Below are 23286 nucleotides of genomic sequence, written 5' to 3'. Positions count from 1 at the left end.
CCTGTCGATGATTTATTTATTAACTGACCCGAGGTGAGTAGATTGAAGTTCCGCAGTATCCGAACACGGCTGATCCAGTTCATGCTGTTTGCTACGATTATTCCGTTAACTCTATCGCTAGTTATTACACTGCTGCACACCCGGGAATCGGTCAAAGAGCAGACCGTTAACGAGAATATTCGCTTGATTTATCAGGGAAAGACCAATCTAGACAATTATTTGAATGGCATTAACCGGGCTTCTCCTCGGTCTATTCAGACCCTCACTTTCTAAGGAACCTTGCACTTCGACCTAATGATTACATGGTATTATCAGAAATCTACACGACTCTACAATCCATTCAGGTGACTACACCGGATATTCATCAAGTATATTTGCATAACAATTTGACCAATCAGTCTACGCTGATTACGAGCAGTTCGCCGCAAAGGGCTTACCGATCTGAAGCCTATCGAAAAATCGAAAAATTCGGACAAGGTGTCACAGCGATTGAATCCGTCCATCCGCTTCATTCCTATGGATTCCCTACATCGCCATCCAACTATACCGACCGCAAGGTCATTACATTGTATCGTTCGATCGTCAATATCCCAGATACCAAGCAACTAGCTCTATTGGCCATTGATGTAAGGCTGGACGGAATCAACGCGATTTGCGATCAGCTCTATGAGAACAGCTCGGAGAATTTGTATCTGATCGATGATAAAGGTAATGTCATATACAGCCATAATGAAGAGGAGATCGGCAGTCCTATGCCCAATCTCAAGATCTTAAGCATGGTCAAACAACACGGGGAACAAGGGTATTTCGATGATAAGGACGCCATGAATATTTTTGAGAAATTAGATACCAGCTTTGCTTCCTGGATTCTAGTCAAGCAAATTCCCCATAAAACGTTGTATCAGCAATCAACTCAGTTAGTGAGTCTTAACGCAATAATAGCCGTATTAGCACTACTTACAGTTATTATTGGAACTCTGTACATTTCAATTCGCATTACGCGTCCGATTAAGCAGCTAACGAACTATATTAATGTCGTTCAAGCAGGTAATCTTGACGTGGATATTCAGGTAACTAGTCCCGATGAAATCGGTATTCTCGCGCCGCTTCAGGCAAATGATGGACACGATCAACAACCTCATCCTGAAGGAATATCGGCTCGAATTAGCTAACAAGACCAATCAATTGAAGGCGCTGCAAGCTCAGATTGACCCGCATTTCCTGTACAATTCATTGCAATCCATAGGAACCTTGGCGCTGCATCACAAAGTGCCCCGAATTTATAATCTGTTATCTTCACTGGCCAGCATTATGCGCTACAACATGAGGACGAGTGAAGCGATGGTTACACTTGGCGACGAGGTCAAGCATCTAGAGCTATACCTTAACTTGCAGAAGGAGAGATTTGGAGAGCAGTTGGAGGTTGAATGGAGCATTGAACCGGATAGCCTGTCGTGCCGGGTACCGAAGATGATCCTGCAGCCAATTGCCGAGAATTATTTCAAGCATGGCATGGAGCAATATCAGGAGGCCGGGAAGCTATCTATAGCAACCCATAGAGTGGATGACCAGAGGGTCATGATTACGATTAAAAATAATGGTGCCTCCATTGAATCTAGTAGACTGACAGCATTGCAGAGCATGTTACAGCAGACAGGTGAGAGTAGTGATCTGGAGGATGGTGAATCGATCGGCTTGAGAAATGTGCTGATGCGACTGCAATTATACTCGGATAATCGGTCATCGTTGTCTATTGAGAATTTACAGCCACACGGAATTATCGTCACCTTAGAAATTATTACTTTAGGGAGAGATACACATGAAGGCACTGATCGTTGATGACGAACTACATGTTAGAGATGCGATTAATCTACTTGCTGATTGGCCTAAGCATGGAATAACCGAAGTACTTCAGGCTTCTAACGGGGAGGAGGCCATGGACATCATAGAGCGATATTCGCCACAAATCGTCATGACGGATATGCGGATGCCCCGCAAGGATGGTTGTGAACTGCTCTCATGGCTTCAAGCCCACCGTCCTGATATCAAAGCGCTGGTCATAAGCGGGTATGACGACTTCCAATTGGTACGTCATGCTATCCGCCATGGGGGAATGGACTATATTTTGAAGCCGGTGGAACCCGGGGCCTTGGATGAAGCGTTAAATAAAGCGGTATCCGCCTGGCGCAGTGAGGAACAGAGCCGACAGCAAGTAACTCGCCTCAATATTGAAATGAACCAAATGAAGCCATTATATGATGATCAGCTTCTAACCGATCTGGTAACGGGCCATAGCTCTGGCAAGCACTTACTGGTTCAGCTTCAGGAACGTTCCTTGATCCCGGCCTCGGTAACTTATTGTACAGCCGCAGTCCTCAGCAATACCCATTTTGACGAGAAGCTGCTGCAGAAGTTCCGCAACCGACGCCATTTATTGGATTTTGCGCTGATTAATATATGCAGTGAGTTGTTGAAGAATACAGGCATCGCCTTCCGCAATCTGGATCAACCGGGTGAGATCGTAATTTTATATTGGGGTGAATCAAGACCGTTGAATGCGGTCCTAGAGGACATTAACTCCGGTATGAATAATACACTCCATCGCCGTGCCCACTTCGGGATAAGTAAACGTGAGGCGATTATCACTGAGATTCCGCGTGCATACGCCGAAGCAACTGATGCTCTATGGAGAAGGGATCTACTTAGCAGCCAGTCCTATATTCATGAAGGGACTCCCCGTGATCACGCCGGGATTCATTCTTTAAGAAATACACCGCAAGAGGAGAAGTTCCGTCTTGCCGCATTCAGCGGAGTATCCGAGCAAATGGAATCTGCTGCACAGCAGTGGATGGATCAAATATTTACATCCGGATCGCTCTCTCCGAAGCAGCTCTTGGAGTGGACAAAAGAATGGGATTCCATGCAACGACATTGGTCTGATCCGGACTCTACCAGCAACCACAAGGCGATTGACAACAATGAACCAGAGCTACCTTCTATCTCTTTGCCGCTGGATGAGTATGGGCTTCTAGACCGGGAGCACTGGAGAAGACAGATCGTCAGCAGACTCTCGGCCGCTTCCAAAACGCTGATTCATGCCCACTCTAAAGATATTCATATCATTCACGATATCGCTAAATACTTGGAGCAGCATTACAGTGAGGATATCTCACTACAGGACATTTCCTCCCGCTTCTTCCTTAGCCGAGAATACATTTCCCGTAAATTTAAGCAGGAGTTCGGCGTTACAGTACTCGACTACCTGAGCAGTATCCGGATTGAGAAGGCCAGGCTACTGCTCATGAATCCTCACCTGCGTATTATTCAGGTGGCGGAAATGGTTGGCTATCACGATGAGAAATACTTCAGCAAAGTATTCAAGAAGCTCGAAGGCCGCACTCCAAATGATTACAGGAAAGAGTTTGTTTTGTAGATAGATATGTCTCTGAGCATAACAAGGGAGTGGCCGCAGCCACTCCCTTGTTATAGCTAATCTAGTATTACTGATTACTCTATTAGATACGACTCTCCCTACTTCGTTACACGAACTACAATGATCTCGCTGGAGGTCACCCCTGTGGCGTTAACCAGTTCGGCCCGATATTCGTAGGTCCCGATCGCTTTATTAGTTACCTTGGTAACTGCCTTCTGAGCAGTAGGTGTGTTGATCGATAGAATCTGCGTATCGACCAATACCCCATTCTCGTATAAGCGATACTCTGAACCGTTCGTTCCCCACCACATATCCATCGATACGTTATAATTGCCATCGCCATCCCAGTTGTCCTGTGACAGAACCGGCTTGCCAGGTGCTGCATCAGTAACCACGACAGTCAACGGATTGGACTTCGTTGTTCCTTGCGAATTGATCAGCTCTGCCGTGTAGACATAAGTTCCATTCGGTCTGCCGTTAATATCAACGCTCACAGATTGAGCCGAAGGGGATGCATCCTTTAATTCTTTTGTGCTAATCAGTACGCCATTCTCATACAGCTTGAACTCCGTACCGTTATTGCCCCACCACAGATTCATTGTGATCTTGTAATTGCCATCACGAAGCCCGTTAGCATGTCCGCTATTATCAGATAATACCGGAGTACCTGGAGCACCGCTCGCAAGTGGCTTACCAACCTGGAAAGTAATACTCTTCTGCGTTACATTTCCGGCCAAGTCGGCTACCGCATATTTCACAGTATGAGCGCCGACACCAAGGTCCTTCGCATATACCGTTTGCCCACTTTGAATTTCTTTTCCATCTACCCACAACTGCTGAGTAGCTACACCAGAGCCTGTATCCGAGCTGGTCAGCTCAAATTTCAGCACATCCTGCTCCTGTACATCGCCTACTGCTTTTCCCGATTGAGTGAGAACAGCCGATGGCGCGGTCATATCCACTTTGACTTCAACTGATTTTGCTTCTTCTACAAGACCATTCGTACCAACTGAATAATAACGAACCGTATTCATTCCTTCGGAAGCGATAGACACTGGCCCTGTATAGACAGCTTCTGATCCACCATTAATAGCATATTTCGTAGTCACTTCGCCGGATCCCTGATGATCAGCAGTCAAAGTAAGCACGACACCCCGATTGAACCAACCGTGATCGTTAGGCACTTCAGACAGTGATGCCGTAGTCACCGGCGGCGTAGCCACCTCGGCAAGGGAGATATCAGCCGCTCCCCGCAGCTTCAATTGATATACGCCTTTAAAAATCGAGGAAATCCCCCGCATATCCACAGTCTGACCTTCCTTATAAGGGAAATCCGCCAGCTGTATACCTGTTCTTGCATCGACGCGGACATGATTGCTGATGCCGTCACTTACCGCATCAAATTCAAAAGACCCTGCTGGTGTAGCAGTGATGATATTTTGAATCTTAGCCTTTTTCAATTCGACCAGTTGACCTTGATTATCGCCATTAACGGAAGCAACCTGCTTCGCCATAGGCAGTTCTGCTGTTCCGACCTTCTCAATCGCAATCGGATCGGATAACTCTAGCTCTGTATTATACAGTGCAAGAGGTGCGGTAATCTTGATGATATCCCCCTGATGGAAGCCGCTGGTGCTCTGAAATACGTAAATACCTCCGGTCTCATCCTGCATGTAGAAGGCTTGCCCACCATACACGCCCGGTTCAGTCGTAATTGTACCCTGCAGCGTAACTGTGCTTCCTTCCGCTTTGCTTCTTCCTTCTGCAATCGTGCTCAGAGCTGGAATAGGGCCTTCTTCATCTGGAAGTGGTTCAGCAGGCACATTCGCCAGTGATACCGACGTAGTCAATAAATTGTTGCCATTCTGTCTTAATCGAAGATTGGCAGCCCCTGCTGTACCTGGCTTAATGCTAACCGTCAGATCCTTATATCCACGGCCTTGACTGTTCGAAGTCACGCTGAATGACTCACTATAACCATACGCCGAAGGCCAGCTTCCATTTGCATTCTGAACCTTAGCCACCTGCGTGCCCCCGGTCAGGTAAATCCCTACGCTCAAGCCTGACATCGTGGAGTTAGCTGGCAGATGATCCACCGCAACGCGGATTTGGAAGTCTTGTGCGTTCGGAAGAATCGCTTGATGCACGAACGAATACGTCGCATTTGCCGTCGCCGCTGGTCCACCGTAGGAACCTGCTTTGTAAGTCGATGGATCCCACCACTTATAGCCAGCAGCTGGAGCAGCCCATGGTTCAGCCTGAGGCTCGGTCGAAGCGGCAGGTGTCTCGAAAGCAAGTAATTCTGTCTTCGCATCAAGCTGCAAATTGTTTACTTGATCAAGACCTGTATAGCTCTCCTGCTTCGACAGCCAGTCCACCAGATTCACGAGCAGAGTTGCATCGTTCTCCTCTTTGAAGCCGTCATAAGTCGTCTTCTTGGTTCCTGTCTCTTCTCGCAAATATTTGGGGAGGCATCCTCTACAGCCGAGGAATCCCCAATGAACGCAGCCTTACCCATGCCGAGTTTGGATACGGCAACATACGGGCCTTCAGCCTTGCCCCCGCCATTATAGACTCCTTGATCCACTGCACTAGCCCATGCTTCCTTTGTCTTCGGAAGATAGACAATGCCCTTGGCCTTGTTCGGATCGGTGATCGCCAAGGTCGATCCGGCATGCATTGCTACCGTGGATACCCCTTGCGTAATACCGAAGGCTTGGTTTGGCACGACGATATCATTGGCTATAATATCGCCAAGTGCATTATAGCGGAAGCGCACGCCAAAATTGTCAGCAAGCCAGTCGGAACTCACGACACCTTGCATCGCGGCCGAATTCCTCTCCTCCGTGCTCATTCCCTTCGCAGGATCTTCCCAGGCTCCGCGGCGATAGCCGTTCATAGCTTCAGAGCCATCCCAGCGATTCTTGTTACGGTCCGCATTGTAATGGTCGCCAATGAAGAAGATGCTGCCTCCTGCCTCTACGTATTGCTTCATTGCCTGCTGCTCGCTTTGCTTAAATGGAGTGTTAGGCTCGGCAATGACGAACACCTCATAACTGCTTAGATCGCTATAATTAAACGGAGTAGACTTGCGAAGCTCTTTCACATCATAGCCACGATTGGCCAACGCATTACCAAAATCTGAGAAGGCACCGTCAATGACCCAATCCGCGGCCCCCGCCGTTTGTGCGTGCGTGTTATCGAAGAGTACTTTTTTGCCGGCATTCTCATTAATAACTTTGGCCGCAATAAACGGCGCAGGATCGCTTGGTCCTTCCGCATGAGCTGACGGAACCTCTTGTCCGAATCCTAATTGAATCGATAATGCCAAGGATAGAGCAATTCCAGATTTTAACCATTTGGATATGACCCCATGTAATTTTTTCATTATTTCCCTCCCGTTTGTAAATGGCTTGTACAACATATTAATTCTATCATTGGAATATTATAGGATGGTATAATAATTTACGTATTTATGTAAATTTAATAGATTTTAGACCTATAGAACCACAAAAACCGAGAGAGATAGGCATTCGGCCCACTCTTCCCGGTATCACTTGTAACTAGGGATGTATATGATTTTACAGTAAATGTCCTCGGAGGAAGTCTATCTCCTTGTCCAAAACATGCCGGACATTCTCCTTATCCTTCTGCATATCGAATAAATGATCCTCACCAGGCAGCGTAATCAGCGTATGAGCCACCCCCATATGTTCTAACCGTTCAGCCATCCGGACCGATTCCGTACAAGGTACATCATTGTCCTGTTCCCCATGTAGTAGAAGTGTCGGTGGGTATTGAGCAGTCACAGCTTCCACTGGACAGAGTGCTTCCAGTTCTGCTAGATCCCATGCAGGATCCAGCCCTGTGACCTCTTGAACCCAAGTTCCTTGCTGACGGTGGTATAAATAGAGACCGAATCTCTGTTGGACAGAGGCTTCCGTCAGTACCTCTCCCGTGATCAATTGATCAGCCAACGTGCGAGGAACTAGAGGCTTCTGTAGATAATGCGAGCTTGCCCCAGTAGCCCAAACTGCCAGGATATCCCCGTAGCCATAGAAGGAGACAACTGCCCTAAGCTTCGGTTCCCTTGCTCCAGCCAGAAGCGCGAGGTATCCGCCTGCCGAATGGCCCACTACACCGATGGAAGACGGTTCGACTCCAAGCTCTGCAGAAGCATGGCTTTGTAGCCATTGAAGTGCATCGAGAATATCCTCAGCAATAGCCGTGAGCCTAGTCTCAGGTGCTAGCCGATAGTCAATGGAAAATACGTGGAATCCGGCCGCATTATACCGCTCTACCTGATCCTTCTGAATCTCCTTCCTAGATCCAAAGATGAAGCCGCCCCGTGAATATAGACGACAACAGGCGAATTAGTCTGACCGGTACTATAGAAATCTCCTAATAAACGTACTTCCCCAACTGTTTTATAGCAAACCGTTTCCATCTTTTTTCCCCTTTTCCGCTTCGAATGTAATTATGATATATTCAATTGCCCGGAAGACACTAGGATTCGTATCTTTATATTACTGACATAATAAGTCCCGTTCAACATCCTATCCAACTGGGCAGGAGATCAACCGGATATGTCGAAGACTAGAGAGTTAAATAGAGCTTTATACACACCACGATATGATCATCACCACTTTAGATGATAATCCCGGAATAGATCCCCGTCTTCTACAAGATGGGGATTATTTTAATGTCTTAAATTTAAAGTAAATAATTATACATTATTCGCTTCAAAGGAGACGTGAATATGGAATTTAGAGTCGAGCATGTATTGAGAATGAATGGATTGCATAATGCACAAGTCCTTGGAGGCAAGGCCGGTCTGTCCAATGTAATCCGAGGCATCACGATTATGGAAGCTCCCGACATCGCCGACTGGCTGAAAGGCGGAGAAATGCTGCTGACGAGCCTCTATCCAATTCTCAACTACACAGAGGAAGAGCAGAGAGTATTCATACAGCGCTTGGCTGACAAGGGAGTCAGTGCTCTAATGATCAAAAATCACCGCTTTGTCAAAAATATTCCGGATGTTATCGTGAAGACGGGTGAAGAGACCGCTCTGCCAATCATTCAAATTCCTGAGAGTATTCCTTATGTTGATGTACTCTATCCGGTTATGGAGGAACTTTTCAATACCCAGGTTATGAAGCTCAAGTATTTCAAGGATGTGCATGATCGCTTCACCAGCCTATCCTTAACCGATGCAGCGGGGCTGGAGCCTATCATCGCTACATTACAGTCGCTGATCGGCAATCCCGTGGCCCTCTATGATCGCAATTTCGCCTGCATGATACCCGATTCTCTCTCCGCAATCCCTATAGAGCACGAAGAGTCGGACTTCGAGAGTAAGAAGATCTTCGAGACCAAGTTCCCTTATTTCTGGCGCAAGACGCAAATACTAGAACCTGCTGTCAAAACGGTCGATCAAGTCGTTGTTCCAATCCGAACCGTGAACCGTATCAAGGTACATTTGGTCATTACTGAAGCTATAAAACCGTTGGAAGAGCTCGATTTCATTGCGATAGAGAATGCAGCTACAGCCTTGTCTCTGGAATTGGTCAAGCAGTTCGCCGTTGCGGAGGTGGAGCGGGAATATAAGAACGACATCATCGATGATCTTCTTGCCGGTAAGGCTCAAATGCTAGAGACAGTCTATCATCGGGCTAACCTGATTGGTTGGGATCTGGAGCGCTCCTATGCGGTGCTATTGTTCCATGTAAAAGGAGAATTCTCCTCACCAGACGAGAAAGAAATAGGCAAGCCCCAAAGTTTAAGCATGTTGAAGAGTAAAGCCTTTACTTATTTGCATGATGCGATTCGCTCCAACTTTTTTGACGGCATCATGCGCAGTCGTAGCGATATGATTATCCTCCTTCTGCCGGTGGACCCATCGAAGGCTAAGAGTAAAGAATGGTTGACGACGACCAAGAAAAAAGCGCGCAAAATCCAAGAATCGATCCACATAAAGACGAAAGATATGATCGTACAGGTCGGCATTGGTAGTGTGGCGGAAAAGGCTATGAATGTCTCGGGAAGCTATCAGGAAGCCCAGGAGGCTCTGGAACTTGGGGCTATGCTCTTCGGCGATGAAGCAATTACTGCATTCTCCGAGCTTGGTCTGTTCCGGCTGCTCTGTCAATTCCCGGACCCAAAGCTGCTCACCTCTTTCATTCCTGCGCCATTATGCAAATTAGTTGAGAGCAAAAATGCCATCAAGAACGATCTAATCCATACGCTTGACGTATTCCTGCAGCATAATCAGAATGCAGCCAAAGCGGCCCAGGATTTATTCGTTCATTACAAGACCGTCATGTACAGATTAGAACGAATCAAGGAAATCACCGATATGGATTTCGAAGACCCGGAAGAAATGCTGGAGACTCGGGTTGGCCTGAAGATTCTAAATTTGCTAAAAAAAGATAGTTTCAACTAAAAACTTATATAGGCACATGCCCGTTTTTACCCAAAGTGGATAAAACGTCCGTCGGACTTTTATCCACTTCTGTTAATGATCTCATTTTAGGAAGCGTTTACAATTTTCATGTAAGAAACATTCTGCACTGACTAAGCTTAGTAAACACTTTTCATCACCAACTAGAAAGGAACGATGGGCATGACAGAATTAAGCAAAGATATCATGCAGCTACTGGAATGGCTCGGATACTTCGGTAATGACCCTGAAGGGGGAGTTACCCGGCTGCTCTATACCAAAGAGTGGTTAGAAGCCCAGAAGGCTCTAGAACATTGGATGAATACGGAAGGCTTCGATGTTCACTTCGATGACGTGGGAACTTGTTCGGGGGCCTGAAAGGATCGAAGTATCCAAATGAGACGATCATGACCGGCTCGCACGTGGATACGGTACGCAATGGCGGCCTTTACGACGGCCAATTTGGAATTGTCGCCGGACTGCTCGCCTTGAAGCACTTGAAGGAGAACTACGGGCAACCACTTCGCAATCTGCAGCTCGTATCTATGGCGGAGGAAGAAGGAAGCCGATTCCCTTATGCATTCTGGGGCTCCAAAAATATAGTGGGAACAGCCCGGCGTGAAGAGGTAGAGAACATCGCCGACTTTGACGGTATTGCATTCGTGGACGCTATGAGAAACAGCGGCTTTCAATTCCGTAATGAGTCAGTACAAATACGCCAGGATCTGAAAGCGTTTGTAGAAATTCATATCGAACAAGGTAGCGTGTTAGAGAAGGAAGGCAAATCAGTTGGGGTTGTGAACAACATTGTTGGACAGCGCAGATTCACTGTGGAAGTGAGCGGCGAAGCCAACCATGCGGGTACGACTCCGATGGGTTACCGGAGGGATGCCGTTCATGCGGCCAGCGCCATGATCTGTGATGTAATGAACCGGGCCCGTGTGCACGGAGATCCATTAGTAGCTACCGTCGGCAAAATCGAGGTCAAACCGAATGTAGTTAACGTTGTACCCGGCCACGCTCTATTCACGATGGATATTCGACATACCGAGAAAAGCATGCTGATTCAATTCACCGAAGAGATATCCGAGTCCTTGAATCAAATCGCGAAGGACATGAACGTCGGACTTGACATCAATATGTGGATGGATGCTGATCCCGTGCCAATGGATACAGGCATCGTAGAAGTCATTGAACAGCAGTGCAAGGAGATCGGCTTGAACTACAAGCTGATGCACAGCGGAGCGGGTCATGATTCACAAATCTTAGCGGGCCTCGCCCCGACGGCGATGATCTTCGTGCCAAGCAAAGACGGAATTAGCCACAATCCAGCGGAATATACCGAGCCATACGATTTGGCTGAAGGCGTTAAAGCTTTGATCGGAACCCTATATAAGCTGGCATACGAAGAATAGAGCATTACTCAGGCAAGTAGCAGCATCCCGAGCCCTTCACTATTAAGGAGGATACAAGAGATGAACAAACAAGCTTCAGCCAATCCAAAAGGCGGAATGGAGTACTGGAAGAAAATCGTCATCCTATTCTGTCTTGGATGGACTGTCATCTGGATTTACAGAACTGTATTGAATCCAATCTTACCTGAAATCAAAGTGCAACTCGGAATCGAATCCGATGCCAGCATGGGTCTTATCTCCAGTCTATTCTTCCTGGCCTATACGTCCATGCAGATTCCTTCCGGCTTCCTAGCTGATAAATTCGGCAGAAAAATTATGCTGATCCCGGGATTTTTAATTTTCGCATTTGGGGCCTTCACGGTCGGAATCGCTCCTTCCCTGTTATTCCTGCTTGTGGGCAGCTTCCTCGCAGGACTTGGACAAGGAACCTACTACGACAGGCTTACTCGATCTCCTCTTCCTCTATTCCAAATGAGAAACGGAGCTTCTCCACAGCCATCATCAACAGTGGTTCAGCTCTAGGCATGGCGATCGGATACATCGGTTCCTCTTACTTGGTCAAAGGGCTTGGCTGGGACTGGAGACCACTTCTCTTTGTCACAACTGCCCTGATTATTGCCGTCGCCATCGCATTCGGCAAGGTCATTAAGGATAAAAAACCGGAACCTGCAGCGAATGCCAGTAGGGAGAAAGATGCTGGAGACAAAGCTACATTCAAGACACTATTTGGCGATATTCGGATGATCTCGGCTTATGTTATCTACTTCGCCATCTGTTACGGCTATTACATGATTGTGACCTGGCTGCCGAGTTACCTGCAAATGGAGAGAGGCTTCCAAGGTGCCTCTATAGGCTTCGCCTCAGCACTAGTCGCATTTGCATCTGTCCCTGGCGCTCTACTGTTCAGCAAGCTGTCCGACAAATTCAAGAACAGAAAGATTATGGTCGTCATTATTTTACAGATCATTGCCGCATTAACCCTATATCTGACGGTTGCTATTCAAAACAATAATTTGCTAATCCTGTTCCTGATTATGTACGGATTCTTCGGCAAGCTGGCTGTGGACCCGATCATGATCTCCTATGTAGCAGACCTTGCACCTAAGCAAGGCTACAGCACTACATTTGGCGTATTTAACTTCTTCGGCATGATGTCCTCCGTCATTGCTCCGTTCGTCACGGGAGTGATCTCCGACGCTACAGGAAGCAAGATTCTGGGCTTCTACCTGGCCATCGCCATCATTATTGTTGGAACCGCATTCTTGTTCATAGCTAATATGATCAAGCGTACTAAAATGCAAACTAAACATTAATCTTAATACTCGATAAACAAAGGAGATAATCTCAATGGGATACCCAACTGATCTATTATCTAGCCGTTCTATCATTAAACATGGAAAATACGCCCTAATCGCTCCGGAAGGTCTTGTCAATAACGTAGTTCCCGGCTTTGAAAACTGCTCTATATCTATCCTGGCTACACCGAAGCTTGGAGCAAGCTTTGTTGATTATTTAGTAACCATGCATCAAGGAGGCGTGAACAAGGACGGATTCGGCGGACAAGAGCATATCGAGACCTTCGTCTATGTACTCGAAGGAGAAGTCAAGGCCTCCGCAGGTGACAAGACGTATACGCTTACAAGCGGTGGCTATCTTTACTGCCCTCCGGGAATGACGATGTTCCTTGAGAACCTGAAGGATGGAGACAGCAGATTGTTCCTGTACAAGCAGAAGCATAAACCGCTGAAGGATTTGAAGCCATGGGTCGTATCTGGCAACTCGAATGATATTCCCGAAGTTGATTATGACGGTATGACAGATATGCGGATCCAGGATTTGCTGCCAAAAGAGCTTGCTTTTGATATGAACTTCCATATTCTTACCTTTGATCCCGGTGCCTGCCATCCATTCATCGAGACGCATGTACAGGAACACGGAGCTTATCTGCTCTCTGGAGAAGGAATATACAATCTAGACAATGAGTGGATTCCCGTCAAGAAAGGCGACTATATCTTCATGGGTCCTTATGTACAGCAAGCCTGTTACGCCGTCGGTCGAGAGAAGCTCGCTTACGTATATTCCAAAGACTGCAACCGGGATGCAGACCTCTAAGCTTGTCGCATAACACGGATACCCGAATGCATATAACCTAACTGAACAGAGGTGTTGAAGGTGAGAGTAAGCAGATCCGATTTAAATCAACTGATAGCTGTGAAACTGCATAAAGCCGGTCTGTCCAAGGAACATGCCGATGGAGTAGCAGAAGTCTTGGTCCATGCCGATATGAGAGGAATTCACTCCCATGGTGCCATGAGAGTGGAATATTACGCAGAACGAATCGCCAAAGGCGGAATGAATACAGAACCAAATTTTAAGTTTGAAGTCACCGGACCGAGCACAGCCGTGTTCGATGGGGACAACGGGGTAGGCCATGTAGCTGCCAAGCAAGCGATGGATGAAGCGATCAAAATGGCGCAGGACAGCGGTATAGCCGCTGTCGGTGTCCGCAGAATCGGTCATAGCGGTGCCTTGTCCTATTTTGTACGACAGGCTGCCAAAGCCGGAATGATTGGAATCTCTGTATGCCAATCCGATCCAATGGTCGTTCCTTTCGGTGGCTCAGAGCCTTATTACGGAACCAACCCAATCGCATTTGCCGCTCCAAGCAATGATGACCGTCTTCTCACCTTGGACATGGCCACTACCGTACAGGCATGGGGGAAATTCTTCACGCCAGATCCCGGAATGAGTCGATCCCCGCTTCGTGGGCAGTGGATAAGGAAGGACATCCGACGACGGATCCTTTCAAAGTGAATGCCTTGCTTCCGATCGCCAGTCCTAAGGGGTATGGACTAATGATGATGGTAGATGTGCTGTCTGGTATTCTACTTGGCCTCCCATTCGGAAAAAAGTGTCATCGATGTACCATGATCTGACCGAATACCGCAATTTGGGACAGTTCCATCTCGTCATAAACCCTGCATTCTTTACAGATCCTGTTCTATTTAGACAGCATATTTCACAGACCATGGATGAATTGAACCAGATTAAGCCAGCTCCGGGCTTCAGCAAGTCCTCTTCCCGGGACAGAATAATGATCTGATTCAAGAAGAGTACGAAAGAAATGGCATCGAAATGGTTGATGAGATTTATGAATATCTAGTATCCGATACAGTTCATCGCAATCAATACGATAACAAGGATCCTTTTGCTAAATGATCTAACTGGCTATCTGAAATATGAAAACTCTATCTGAACGAGAGAGGTGCGCATCTTAATGCTATATTCCATTATTCAAGCGAATTCCTATCAAGATTCCGTCAACCTTATGCTCCTTACGAACAAGATAACCGCAATGGAAGGTGTAGACCAAGCCTCTATTATGATGGGAACACCTGCGAATAAAGAAATCTTCCAGAATACCGGCATGTATACGGACGAACTAGAACACGCTGGCCCCAATGATATGTGTATCGTGATCCGCACGGATCATGAAGAGAAAGTGGCCGAAGTGCTGGCTACTATCGAGGAAGAACTCAAGAACCAGGCTGTGAGCAGCAGCAAACAAGCATTTGAATCGGTACGTACCTGGGATAAAGCGCTGCAAGCACTGCCGAATGCCAATCTTGCCTTAATTTCCGTACCGGGTCAATATGCCGCGGAGGAAGCAGAAAAAGCTTTGGACCATGGGCTTCACGCCTTTATCTTCAGCGACAATATGGATATCCAGGATGAATTGCGGCTGAAGCAGAAAGCCCGTGACAAAGGGCTCCTGGTTATGGGACCCGACTGTGGAACCGGAATCATCTCCAATATTCCGATCGCCTTCGCCAACGTTATTAATGAAGGCAATATCGGCGTTGTCGGTGCTTCAGGCACAGGCATTCAAGAAGTCACCAGCCTTATTGACCGCCTAGGCGGAGGAATCAGCCATGCCATCGGCACCGGAGGACGCGACCTCTCGGATACTGTCGGAGCGATCACGATGCTAAGTGCCATCCAGGGGCTTGAGAAGCATAAAGCTACTGAGGTCATTGTAGTTATATCCAAACCGCCTGCTAAAGAAGTGCGAGATCAGGTCGTACAACTGCTGCATGGACTGTCGAAACCAGCTGTTGCGATCTTCGTCGGCGAGGAGCCTACTGCTCATGAAGGTAATATATACTATGCCTCCACATTAGAAGAAACGGCGATGATTGCCGTTGATCTGTCCAAAGGCAGAGTCATTCTAACCAACTACAGCATGTCGAATGGAAAGGTTCCGAAGGCTGTACTGAAACCAGAGCAAACATCAATTAAAGGGCTTTACTCAGGCGGTACACTCGCCTATGAAGCCGCAGTCCTGCTATCCAAAGGTCTGGATCTCGGACAGCTTATTCACGAAGACGGCTACTTATTGAGAGCAAACGGTCATGAAATCATCGACCTGGGTGACGACAAGTACACCCAAGGCAAGCCTCACCCGATGATCGATCCAGAGACGAGAATTCAATATATTAAGCAAGCTGCCAAGGATGAATCCACATCCATCATCCTACTCGATATCGTACTAGGATATGGTTCCCATGATGATATGGCCGGGGCTTTGCTGCCAGTCATTGAGAGTACCAGAAGCGAAGCCGTAGCGAAAGGCAAGAATCTGTATTTCGTGGCAGCCGTATGCGGAACGGCCCAAGATCCGCAGAATTATCAGGAGCAGAAGGCTAAGCTAGAGCAGGCTGGAGTTATTGTCAAAGACAGCAACAATCGAGCGGTTCGGGCCGCTCTGGCCATGATGGGCATCTGGCTGCAGGACAATAACAAGACGGTCTCGCCAGCAGCCGGGACGGAGCCAGCAAATTTCCAGGTTTCAGAAGCTATTGTTGAATTGCTTAGTAGTAAACCAAGAGTCGTAAATATCGGACTCAAAAAGTTCGCTAATACGATCAATAACTACGGCGGACAGACCGTCCAATACGACTGGCGGCCGATCGCCGGAGGCAATGAGAGAATGCGAAAAATATTGAGCCTTCTCAAATAAATGCAACCACACAATTTGAAATACACAATTAGGAGGATGCAGCATGTACGGACCCTATAAAACAATCGATGAAGCGAATCAGGCGGTTATTCAAAAAATTGTAGCCGGCGCTCCTTTTCTGGTAGATGTAGTCCCCGCTAAATCCGTAGTAGAACAGTTGAACGGACGAGTACTTCTACATGCAGGCCCACCAATTCAATTTGAAGATATGACCGGACCTATGCAAGGTGCCTGTGTCGGGGCCTGCCTATTCGAAGGCTGGGCCGAGGATGAACAGCAAGCGATGACTCTTCTGAAGCAAGGTGAGATCAACTTCATTCCATGCCATCACGTGAAGGCTGTTGGACCAATGGGCGGGATTACATCCGCTAATATGCCGGTGCTAGTCGTCGAGAACCGCACGGACGGCAACCGCGCTTATTGTACGATGAATGAAGGAATCGGCAAGGTACTGCGCTTCGGTGCTTATTCTGATGAGGTCATCAATCGCCTGAAATGGATGCGGGATGTACTCGCCCCTACCCTTTCTAAAGCGTTATCTCTCACTGGCAATGGATTGAATATTAATGTAATGATCGCAAAAGCAATCACAATGGGAGACGAATTCCATCAACGCAATATTGCCGCTTCGCTCGTATTTTTGAAAGAGATTACTCCTTATATTCTACGTACAGACTTGTCCGAACAAGATAAATCCGCTGTCGTGGAATTCCTGGCTGATACCGATCAGTTCTTCCTGAATATCGCCATGGCCACATCAAAAGCAGTTCTCGATGCAGCCAGAACAATTGAGTACGGTACCGTAGTAACAGCGATGTCCCGAAATGGCCAGAACTTCGGTATCCGCATCAGTGGAATGGGTGACGAATGGTTCACTGCGCCTGTAAATACTCCGCAAGGATTATTCTTCACAGGCTACTCCCAGGAGATGGCTAACCCAGATATCGGCGATAGTGCCATTACCGAAGCATTTGGCGTTGGCGGTATGGCGATGGTAGCCGCGCCGGGTGTAACGAGATTTGTTGGTGCAGGTGGATTTGATGATGCACTGGCAACCAGCAACGAAATGACGGAAATCTGCATTGATCGCAATCCGAACTTCTCAATTCCAACCTGGAACTTCCAAGGAACATGCCTCGGGATTGATGCCCGTAAAGTAGTCGAGACGGGAATCACACCAGTTATTAATACCGGGATCGCCCATAAAGAGCCTGGAGTTGGTCAGATCGGGGCAGGTACCGTCCGCGCGCCTCTGGCTTGCTTCGAGAAGGCCATTGAAGCGTATGCTCAAAAGCTGGGACTTATCTAGTACAGTGACAAATAGGAGGGGATCAGCATGAGGCATCTCTTACAAGTGAGCGGGGCGTACAGTTTAGCTGTCCCCCTCTCCTTCAAGCGAATGATGGGCCGTGTTATGTACACAGCATCTTTAAAAATGGCTGGAATATCCGAAGCGGAAGCGGACTTATCTTCATCGGTAGTCGAAAGAACGGAGAACTTCCCTTCGGCATCCATTTGGAAGATGATCTGGTACCCTGGCTTATTTCCTTGCTTAGTATGGAAGAGACGGTCCTCTATGACAGAGATGCATCCACCCTCCTCTTCTCCTCATTTTGTATTAAGCTGGACCCAGCCAAGCTCATGATTCAAAGATGGGCCCCATAGAAGCGCAGTCCTTGTTGTCTGGTCTGAACGTATTTACATCCGAATTATGTACGCATGACCAGTATACAGGCACAGGCATTCTAGTAAGCCATTTCATCGAATGCTTCATCAGCGAAGCTGAATCATCCTATTCAGAGCATGAGCATAAAGTTATACAGTTAATGGATGCAGCACAGAGCGAAAGCTTGCCCCATATCAATGAGACCCTCAGATACTGGATTGGCCGCGGCAATGGCCTGACCCCAGCCGGAGATGACATGCTCTCTGGAATGCTCGCGGTGGATACAGTGGCGGGAATATTCACGGATAAGTTCCGCCTCCATCTATCTACATTGATAGAACGAGAGACCCTGACCACAGATATTAGCCTGGAATACCTGAGATATGGACTACGAGGGGAGTTCAGCTCCGTGATATCAAACTTGTTGAACGCCCTTGCCTTAGAAGATCGCGAAGAAATAATAAAGCGGACCCACGAACTGCTGTGCGTTGGTCATAGCTCAGGTCTGGATACAGCATTCGGCATACTAATTGGTATGTTGATCTTAAGGAGGAATCCCACTTGGCACAGAAAGTCGTAATTGCGCTTGGCGGTAATGCTATTCTTCAACCCAAGCAGCAAGCTACCTATGAGAATCAAATAGAGAATGTACGTCAATGCTGTGAGATTATCGCCCGGATTGTACAGCAGGGCTATGAAGTAATAATCACACACGGCAACGGCCCTCAAGTGGGCAATATATTACGTCAGCAGGAGGAAGCGAAGGAAGTGGTTCCACCATTCCCACTCGAGGTGTGCAGTGCAGAGTCCCAAGGCTTCATCGGATATATGATGGATCAAAGTCTGAAAAACGCCCTGCATAAGCGTGGACTGGACAATGCTGTAATCAGCATGCTTACCCTAACGGAGGTCTCCATGGATGACCCTGCCTTCCTTAACCCGGTTAAGCCGATTGGCGTGTTCTACCAAGAGGATGAAGCCCGGCGGTTAGCAGCTGAGAAAGGATGGATCGTCAAGGAAGATGCTGGCCGCGGCTGGCGCCGTGTCGTTCCCTCTCCAATGCCGAAATCGATTATCGGTGCAGATGTGATCAAGTCTCTGACCGACAGTCAGGCCATTGTCATTGCCGCGGGGGGCGGGGGAATTCCTGTGTGCCGACAAGCAGATGGAACCTTGTCTGGCGTGGAAGCGGTAATCGATAAAGATCGCAGCGGCTACCAGCTCGCCCTTGATGTCAATGCCGACGTATTTATGATTCTAACGGATGTTCAGAACGTATATGTGAACTATGGCAAGCCGGAGCAGAAGTCATTAGGAACGATCTCACTTACGGAAGCCCAGCAATATGCAGCCGAAGGCCAGTTCAGTGCCGGAAGCATGGGACCTAAAATGGAATCCGCGATCCGCTTTACTGAGAATGGCGGAACGGCAATCATTTGTTCATTGGATCAAGCCGATCTAGCTCTGGAAGGAAAAGCAGGTACTCGGATCACACAGGAAAATCTAGTTCATTGCAATTAATCACTCGATATGGATAACCCCCATTGGTACTAATTTGACCGATGGGGGTTATTTGTGTCGTGCTCTATTCTGAATGTAGTTTGAATTAAATAAAGACCGATGGGAACGTATCATACTGTGGGCCAGTTGTTTAAATATAAACAAACTTCAGCTCATCTATTACTAGTTAACACTTGCTTCTTACAGCGTATTCCAAACTTGCTTTTGACCTCACCATTATCCACTTGCTCATCGGACAGTAGGGGAACCCAAACAACCGCTTGGCCAGCCTGACCCGGGTTGCTGTATTCAACCTGACCGTTCTCCAGCAAGCCGTGAATCGTTATCTGACGCTTAGCTCTCACCCAATCGTTAATTTGCTGCCCCGTCCAGAATACGAAGCCCTGCTTCTTCGCCTCCACTATAACCTCATGAAATGCTTCACGGACAGGCAGTTGCTTCAAAATATGTAGCGGATGGAATAAGAAATGAGCTACTCCGCCTACTCTTCTTACCCCTTCCAAGAACGGAGCGAGCACACTGATGTCAGCTAGAGCATCATGATTCAGATCCTGGGTCATAAAGGCCGTCTCCAGCACATCGTAAATCCGGTTATGCTGGTCGGACCAGGCAATCGGGAAGTAAGGATGACAGGTCCCGAACGGGAAGCCGATATTCCCCTTCTTGCTCGGTCCTCGGGATTGATCTGCTGCAATCTGATGCTCCTCACACCAATCGAACAATTCCCCCCATCCTTCGAAGCAAGTGTAGTGATTCTTGTTAGATATGGCATGATCCATCCCCGCAATGGATTTGAACCATTCATGCTGTCTACCGAATTCATCCTGATCCCAACGCCCATCCCCCAGAGGCAATCCATTGAAATGCAAGGCGAGCTCATGACCTTCCTTCTTGATCAGATCATGCAGGTGTGGGGAATATCCAGGCTCGATCATGCACCAAGTGCTCTTAACATCATGCTCACGCAAAATAGATAAGGTGATCTCGGCCGATTCATCTATATTAAAGTCGCTATCATGAGAAATCATCGCGATTTGTTCAATCCCGTCTGGCCAATAATCCACAAATGGCAGAACGAGCCCCTGCTCTACAGCAACATGCAGCAAATGCCCCGCAAAAGCCTGCTTCCATAAGTCCGCATACGGGTGGGCGAAATACTTCATCCCTGTCTCAGTCATCAGCCGGTCATACTCCCAATCCTGCTGCACATCGTCGTCCGCCTTGAGAATCCATTCATCTACAGCACCCGTTCCGTCCGGTGCCGGAAGGCCGTCTGTTACGATCGGCGATTTGCCCTGCTGAAGCCGAACAATTGTCGCCGGAATATCCAGCGCCCAGCGTTCCAACCGACCTGCTCCGATGTAGAAGCTCTGGATCACCTCACCAATGACTTCCCCGTCAGGATTTCCAAAACGGATCGAACCGTAGCCTTTACTTACAAGACCGGACTCCACTGAATCTTTGCGAACCCAAGGGCTATAATCGAAGCCGCGCAGCATGAAGTCTTCATACCACGGAGTCTTCAAATCCGCGTAAGCGACTGGAATTTCTCTGATCGGTGTATACCCTAGTCTAGAAGATAATGCAGTCAATCCGGCAAAAGAGACAACAATTCCTCCCTCCTCCATGAAGCTCCAGAGGACATCCTGATCCGCTTGCCGCTCACTAGCTACGGCCACGATAACAATATCAACCGTTCCGTGGTGAATCTGGTCCGCATGATCGAGTGTTATGTACGTGAAGCCGCAATGATCCATCATCTCGGTAATATATTTTTGGAATACATTAACTCCATACCGATGCCTGCGCTCCATCCTCTCTTGATCCAACCACACACCGATTCGTGCCAAATCTAGAGGCCCTTTTACATCCTTAGTTCTATTATCCATTGGTTAATTTCTTACCTCCTCTTAATAAATTATCGTCAAGATCTATTCCTTCGTTCCCGCTTAACTAATTCAACTACAACGGTCGATGTTAACGGTTACAAAAATCTCTATCCCTTACTGCGTCTATAGTTCTATCCCACCTGAAAGACAATCAACTGTATTGTATTCAAGGTAACCAACCGATTACAGCGTGTCAATGGTCTATTTAATACTCGCCGGTATTTTCCGATAAACAGGAAAAATTTAAAAATTTATTGTATAATATTGGTACTTTGCATTGACGGTTTTGTCGATTAGAGGTATACCTGCCATATACAGTATTTTATGATATGAGCAGCATTGCTTATAGAAAGCGGAGGTGTCACTTTTCAATTCGCTGTTGACTAGGCCCCTATTTAGAACGTTTCAAAATAAACCTTGAGGTGATCGAAGCTATGGCTAAACAGACAACAGACATTATTGAGAAATCCTTACATAACCTGCTGAATGAGCCCAATTTCCTGCCTGAACTCAAAGAAGATGCAAGAGATAAAGCGATTCACTCGCTAATTACCATTCTATCAACCCCTAACCATATTCATAAATCTTACCTAAGAATCGCCAGGGACAATGGAGTCATTGAACGTATCCCTGCCTTCCGCATGCAGCATAATGACACATTAGGACCTTATAAAGGCGGCATTCGCTTCCATGAATCCGTGAATGAAGCTGAGGTGGTTAATCTCGCAGCTCTTATGACGTTGAAGAACGCTCTCCATGAAGTTCCCTTCGGCGGCGGCAAGGGCGGTGTTGCTATCAACCCAAGAGATTACTCCACCAAAGAACTCTATCAGATCTGTACGAAATACGTTCAATATTTCAACGAAATCCTCGGCCCGGACAAGGATATTCCTGCTCCCGATGTTGGAACCAGCGCGCGTGAGATGGATTGGATGATGAGCGAATATAAGAGTATTCATTACGGCAAGCCTTATCTGGGCAGCTTTACGGGCAAAAGTGTACTTAATGGAGGCTCCCTGGGGCGCAAGAAGCGACCTGGCAAAGGCGTCTATTACACTCTCCGGTATTTGCTTCATGATTATCTACAGGAGAACCATCATCAATTAGCCCATTCCCCGAGTCCGCAGGCTGCAGTCGCTCAGAGCTGTCTGAACCGACCGATCACTCTGGCTGTACAGGGCTTCGGTAATGTAGGTTCGGTAACGGCAACCGAGGCTTATCATTGTCAGTACATAAACAATACCATTGTCGCGGTTAGTGACCGTAATGTGACACTATATAATACAGATGGGTTGGACGTTCCGGCACTCGCCAAATACGCAGCAATCAATCGAGGAGATCTCCCTTTCACCAAGGAGCAAATTGTTGAAGCCGGCATCCAAGCTGAGATCTTGGATCGGGAAGCCGTTCTATATCTGGATGTAGATGTGCTTATCTTAGCCGCCTTGGAAGATCAGATCCGAGAAGACAATGTCGAACGGGTAAAATCACCGATCATTGTTGAAGGCGCAAATGCACCGATCGCCGGTGAGGCCGATGATATATTGGCAACCAAAGGTACCCTGGTCATTCCCGATATTCTAGCCAATGCGGGCGGAGTAATCGTATCCTACTTCGAATGGCTGCAAGGCCGCGAGACTCAATACTATAGCGAATCAGAGGTATTTGAGCAGTTGCATTGTAAAATGGGGAACACGATGAATAAGATCTACCCCCTCTATTTCAATTCGAACAAATCGCTTCGGCAGACCTGCTTTGATCATGCCATTATGCGAATATCGACAATTCTCTATGCCCAAGGGAAGCTGTTCTAGAAACGAAAAGAAGTAACACACTTTCCAAGGTGGAGAAAAGACTCCACATGGGTAAAAAGGTCGAGCTCAGGAAGATTCTACAACCT

11 protein-coding genes and 5 pseudogenes are annotated in these 23286 nt (G+C 47.4%); 13 read left to right on the top strand and 3 right to left on the bottom strand.

The features are described from left to right. The first annotated feature begins 42 nt into the window (after positions 1 to 42). Together RE628_RS29450 and RE628_RS02020 are read left to right on the top strand one after the other, a co-directional pair. Positions 43 to 1839 (top strand): annotated as a pseudogene (locus RE628_RS29450) (sensor histidine kinase). After that, a complete protein-coding gene (locus RE628_RS02020; protein WP_309157164.1) occupies positions 1820 to 3433 on the top strand; it encodes a response regulator transcription factor in 1614 nt (537 codons plus the stop codon). The pseudogene RE628_RS29450 and the gene RE628_RS02020 overlap by 20 nt, the downstream one beginning before the upstream one ends. 98 nt (positions 3434 to 3531) lie before the next feature. On the opposite strand, the pseudogene RE628_RS02015 reads toward RE628_RS02020, so the two are convergent. Both RE628_RS02015 and RE628_RS02010 read right to left on the bottom strand, forming a co-directional pair. Continuing rightward, positions 3532 to 6821 (bottom strand): annotated as a pseudogene (locus tag RE628_RS02015) (chitinase N-terminal domain-containing protein). A gap of 193 nt (positions 6822 to 7014) precedes the next feature. Further along, on the bottom strand, positions 7015 to 7749 hold the full coding sequence (locus RE628_RS02010; RefSeq protein WP_309159335.1) for an alpha/beta hydrolase: 735 nt from the start codon (positions 7747 to 7749) through the stop codon (positions 7015 to 7017). Between the two features lie 443 nt (positions 7750 to 8192). Here RE628_RS02010 and RE628_RS02005 point away from each other — a divergent pair, with 443 nt between their 5' ends. The 10 genes and pseudogenes from RE628_RS02005 to arcC all read left to right on the top strand — a co-directional run bounded on the left by RE628_RS02005 (position 8193) and on the right by arcC (position 19497). After that, a complete protein-coding gene (locus tag RE628_RS02005) occupies positions 8193 to 9878 on the top strand; it encodes a PucR family transcriptional regulator (RefSeq protein WP_309157163.1) in 1686 nt (561 codons plus the stop codon). 180 nt (positions 9879 to 10058) lie between these two features. Then, positions 10059 to 11290: pseudogene (gene allC, locus RE628_RS02000) on the top strand (allantoate deiminase). 60 nt (positions 11291 to 11350) lie between these two features. Further along, a pseudogene (locus tag RE628_RS01995) lies at positions 11351 to 12603 on the top strand (MFS transporter). A 34-nt stretch (positions 12604 to 12637) separates the two neighbouring features. Beyond that, positions 12638 to 13402, top strand: coding sequence for a (S)-ureidoglycine aminohydrolase (gene allE / locus RE628_RS01990; protein ID WP_309157162.1), 765 nt, complete (start codon positions 12638 to 12640; stop codon positions 13400 to 13402). A gap of 60 nt (positions 13403 to 13462) precedes the next feature. Next, positions 13463 to 14509: pseudogene (gene allD / locus RE628_RS01985) on the top strand (ureidoglycolate dehydrogenase). A 58-nt stretch (positions 14510 to 14567) separates the two neighbouring features. Beyond that, positions 14568 to 16310, top strand: coding sequence for an acyl-CoA synthetase FdrA (fdrA, locus tag RE628_RS01980; protein WP_309157161.1), 1743 nt, complete (start codon positions 14568 to 14570; stop codon positions 16308 to 16310). Between the two features lie 43 nt (positions 16311 to 16353). Further along, on the top strand, positions 16354 to 17619 hold the full coding sequence (locus RE628_RS01975) for a YlbE family protein (RefSeq protein WP_309157160.1): 1266 nt from the start codon (positions 16354 to 16356) through the stop codon (positions 17617 to 17619). 27 nt (positions 17620 to 17646) lie between these two features. Further along, the gene (locus RE628_RS01970) at positions 17647 to 17955 is read left to right on the top strand and encodes a hypothetical protein (protein ID WP_309157159.1); all 309 of its coding nucleotides are present in this window, start codon (positions 17647 to 17649) and stop codon (positions 17953 to 17955) included. 7 nt (positions 17956 to 17962) lie between these two features. After that, the gene (locus tag RE628_RS01965) at positions 17963 to 18556 is read left to right on the top strand and encodes an oxamate carbamoyltransferase subunit AllH family protein (protein WP_309157158.1); all 594 of its coding nucleotides are present in this window, start codon (positions 17963 to 17965) and stop codon (positions 18554 to 18556) included. After that, on the top strand, positions 18538 to 19497 hold the full coding sequence (gene arcC, locus RE628_RS01960) for a carbamate kinase (RefSeq protein ID WP_309157156.1): 960 nt from the start codon (positions 18538 to 18540) through the stop codon (positions 19495 to 19497). Before RE628_RS01965 ends, arcC begins: the two co-directional genes overlap by 19 nt. Before the next feature lie 152 nt (positions 19498 to 19649). On the opposite strand, the gene RE628_RS01955 is transcribed toward arcC, so the two are convergent. Further along, positions 19650 to 21386 (bottom strand): polysaccharide deacetylase family protein, encoded by a 1737-nt coding sequence (locus RE628_RS01955; RefSeq protein ID WP_309157155.1) that lies wholly within the window; start codon positions 21384 to 21386, stop codon positions 19650 to 19652. Between the two features lie 434 nt (positions 21387 to 21820). On the opposite strand from RE628_RS01955, the gene RE628_RS01950 reads away from it, so the two are divergent. After that, positions 21821 to 23200, top strand: a complete 1380-nt coding sequence (locus tag RE628_RS01950; RefSeq protein ID WP_309157154.1) for a Glu/Leu/Phe/Val family dehydrogenase — start codon at positions 21821 to 21823, stop codon at positions 23198 to 23200. The last annotated feature ends 86 nt before the right edge of the window (positions 23201 to 23286 follow it).

The sequence above is a fragment of the Paenibacillus sp. D2_2 genome (assembly GCF_031199965.1).
Classification (GTDB): Bacteria; Bacillota; Bacilli; order Paenibacillales; family Paenibacillaceae; genus Fontibacillus.
Note: the sequence above shows the minus strand (reverse complement) of the source record. Positions and strands in the feature narration are given on the sequence as shown.

Coding starts and splice junctions, on each gene's coding strand:
- RE628_RS02005 (WP_309157163.1), top strand. CDS start 8,193: ATGGAATTTAGAGTCGAGCATGTATTGAGAATGAATGGATTGCATAAT.
- RE628_RS01950 (WP_309157154.1), top strand. CDS start 21,821: ATGGCTAAACAGACAACAGACATTATTGAGAAATCCTTACATAACCTG.
- RE628_RS01970 (WP_309157159.1), top strand. CDS start 17,647: ATGAGGCATCTCTTACAAGTGAGCGGGGCGTACAGTTTAGCTGTCCCC.
- fdrA (WP_309157161.1), top strand. CDS start 14,568: ATGCTATATTCCATTATTCAAGCGAATTCCTATCAAGATTCCGTCAAC.
- RE628_RS01965 (WP_309157158.1), top strand. CDS start 17,963: ATGGGCCCCATAGAAGCGCAGTCCTTGTTGTCTGGTCTGAACGTATTT.
- RE628_RS01975 (WP_309157160.1), top strand. CDS start 16,354: ATGTACGGACCCTATAAAACAATCGATGAAGCGAATCAGGCGGTTATT.
- RE628_RS02020 (WP_309157164.1), top strand. CDS start 1,820: ATGAAGGCACTGATCGTTGATGACGAACTACATGTTAGAGATGCGATT.
- allE (WP_309157162.1), top strand. CDS start 12,638: ATGGGATACCCAACTGATCTATTATCTAGCCGTTCTATCATTAAACAT.
- RE628_RS01955 (WP_309157155.1), bottom strand. CDS start 21,386: ATGGATAATAGAACTAAGGATGTAAAAGGGCCTCTAGATTTGGCACGA.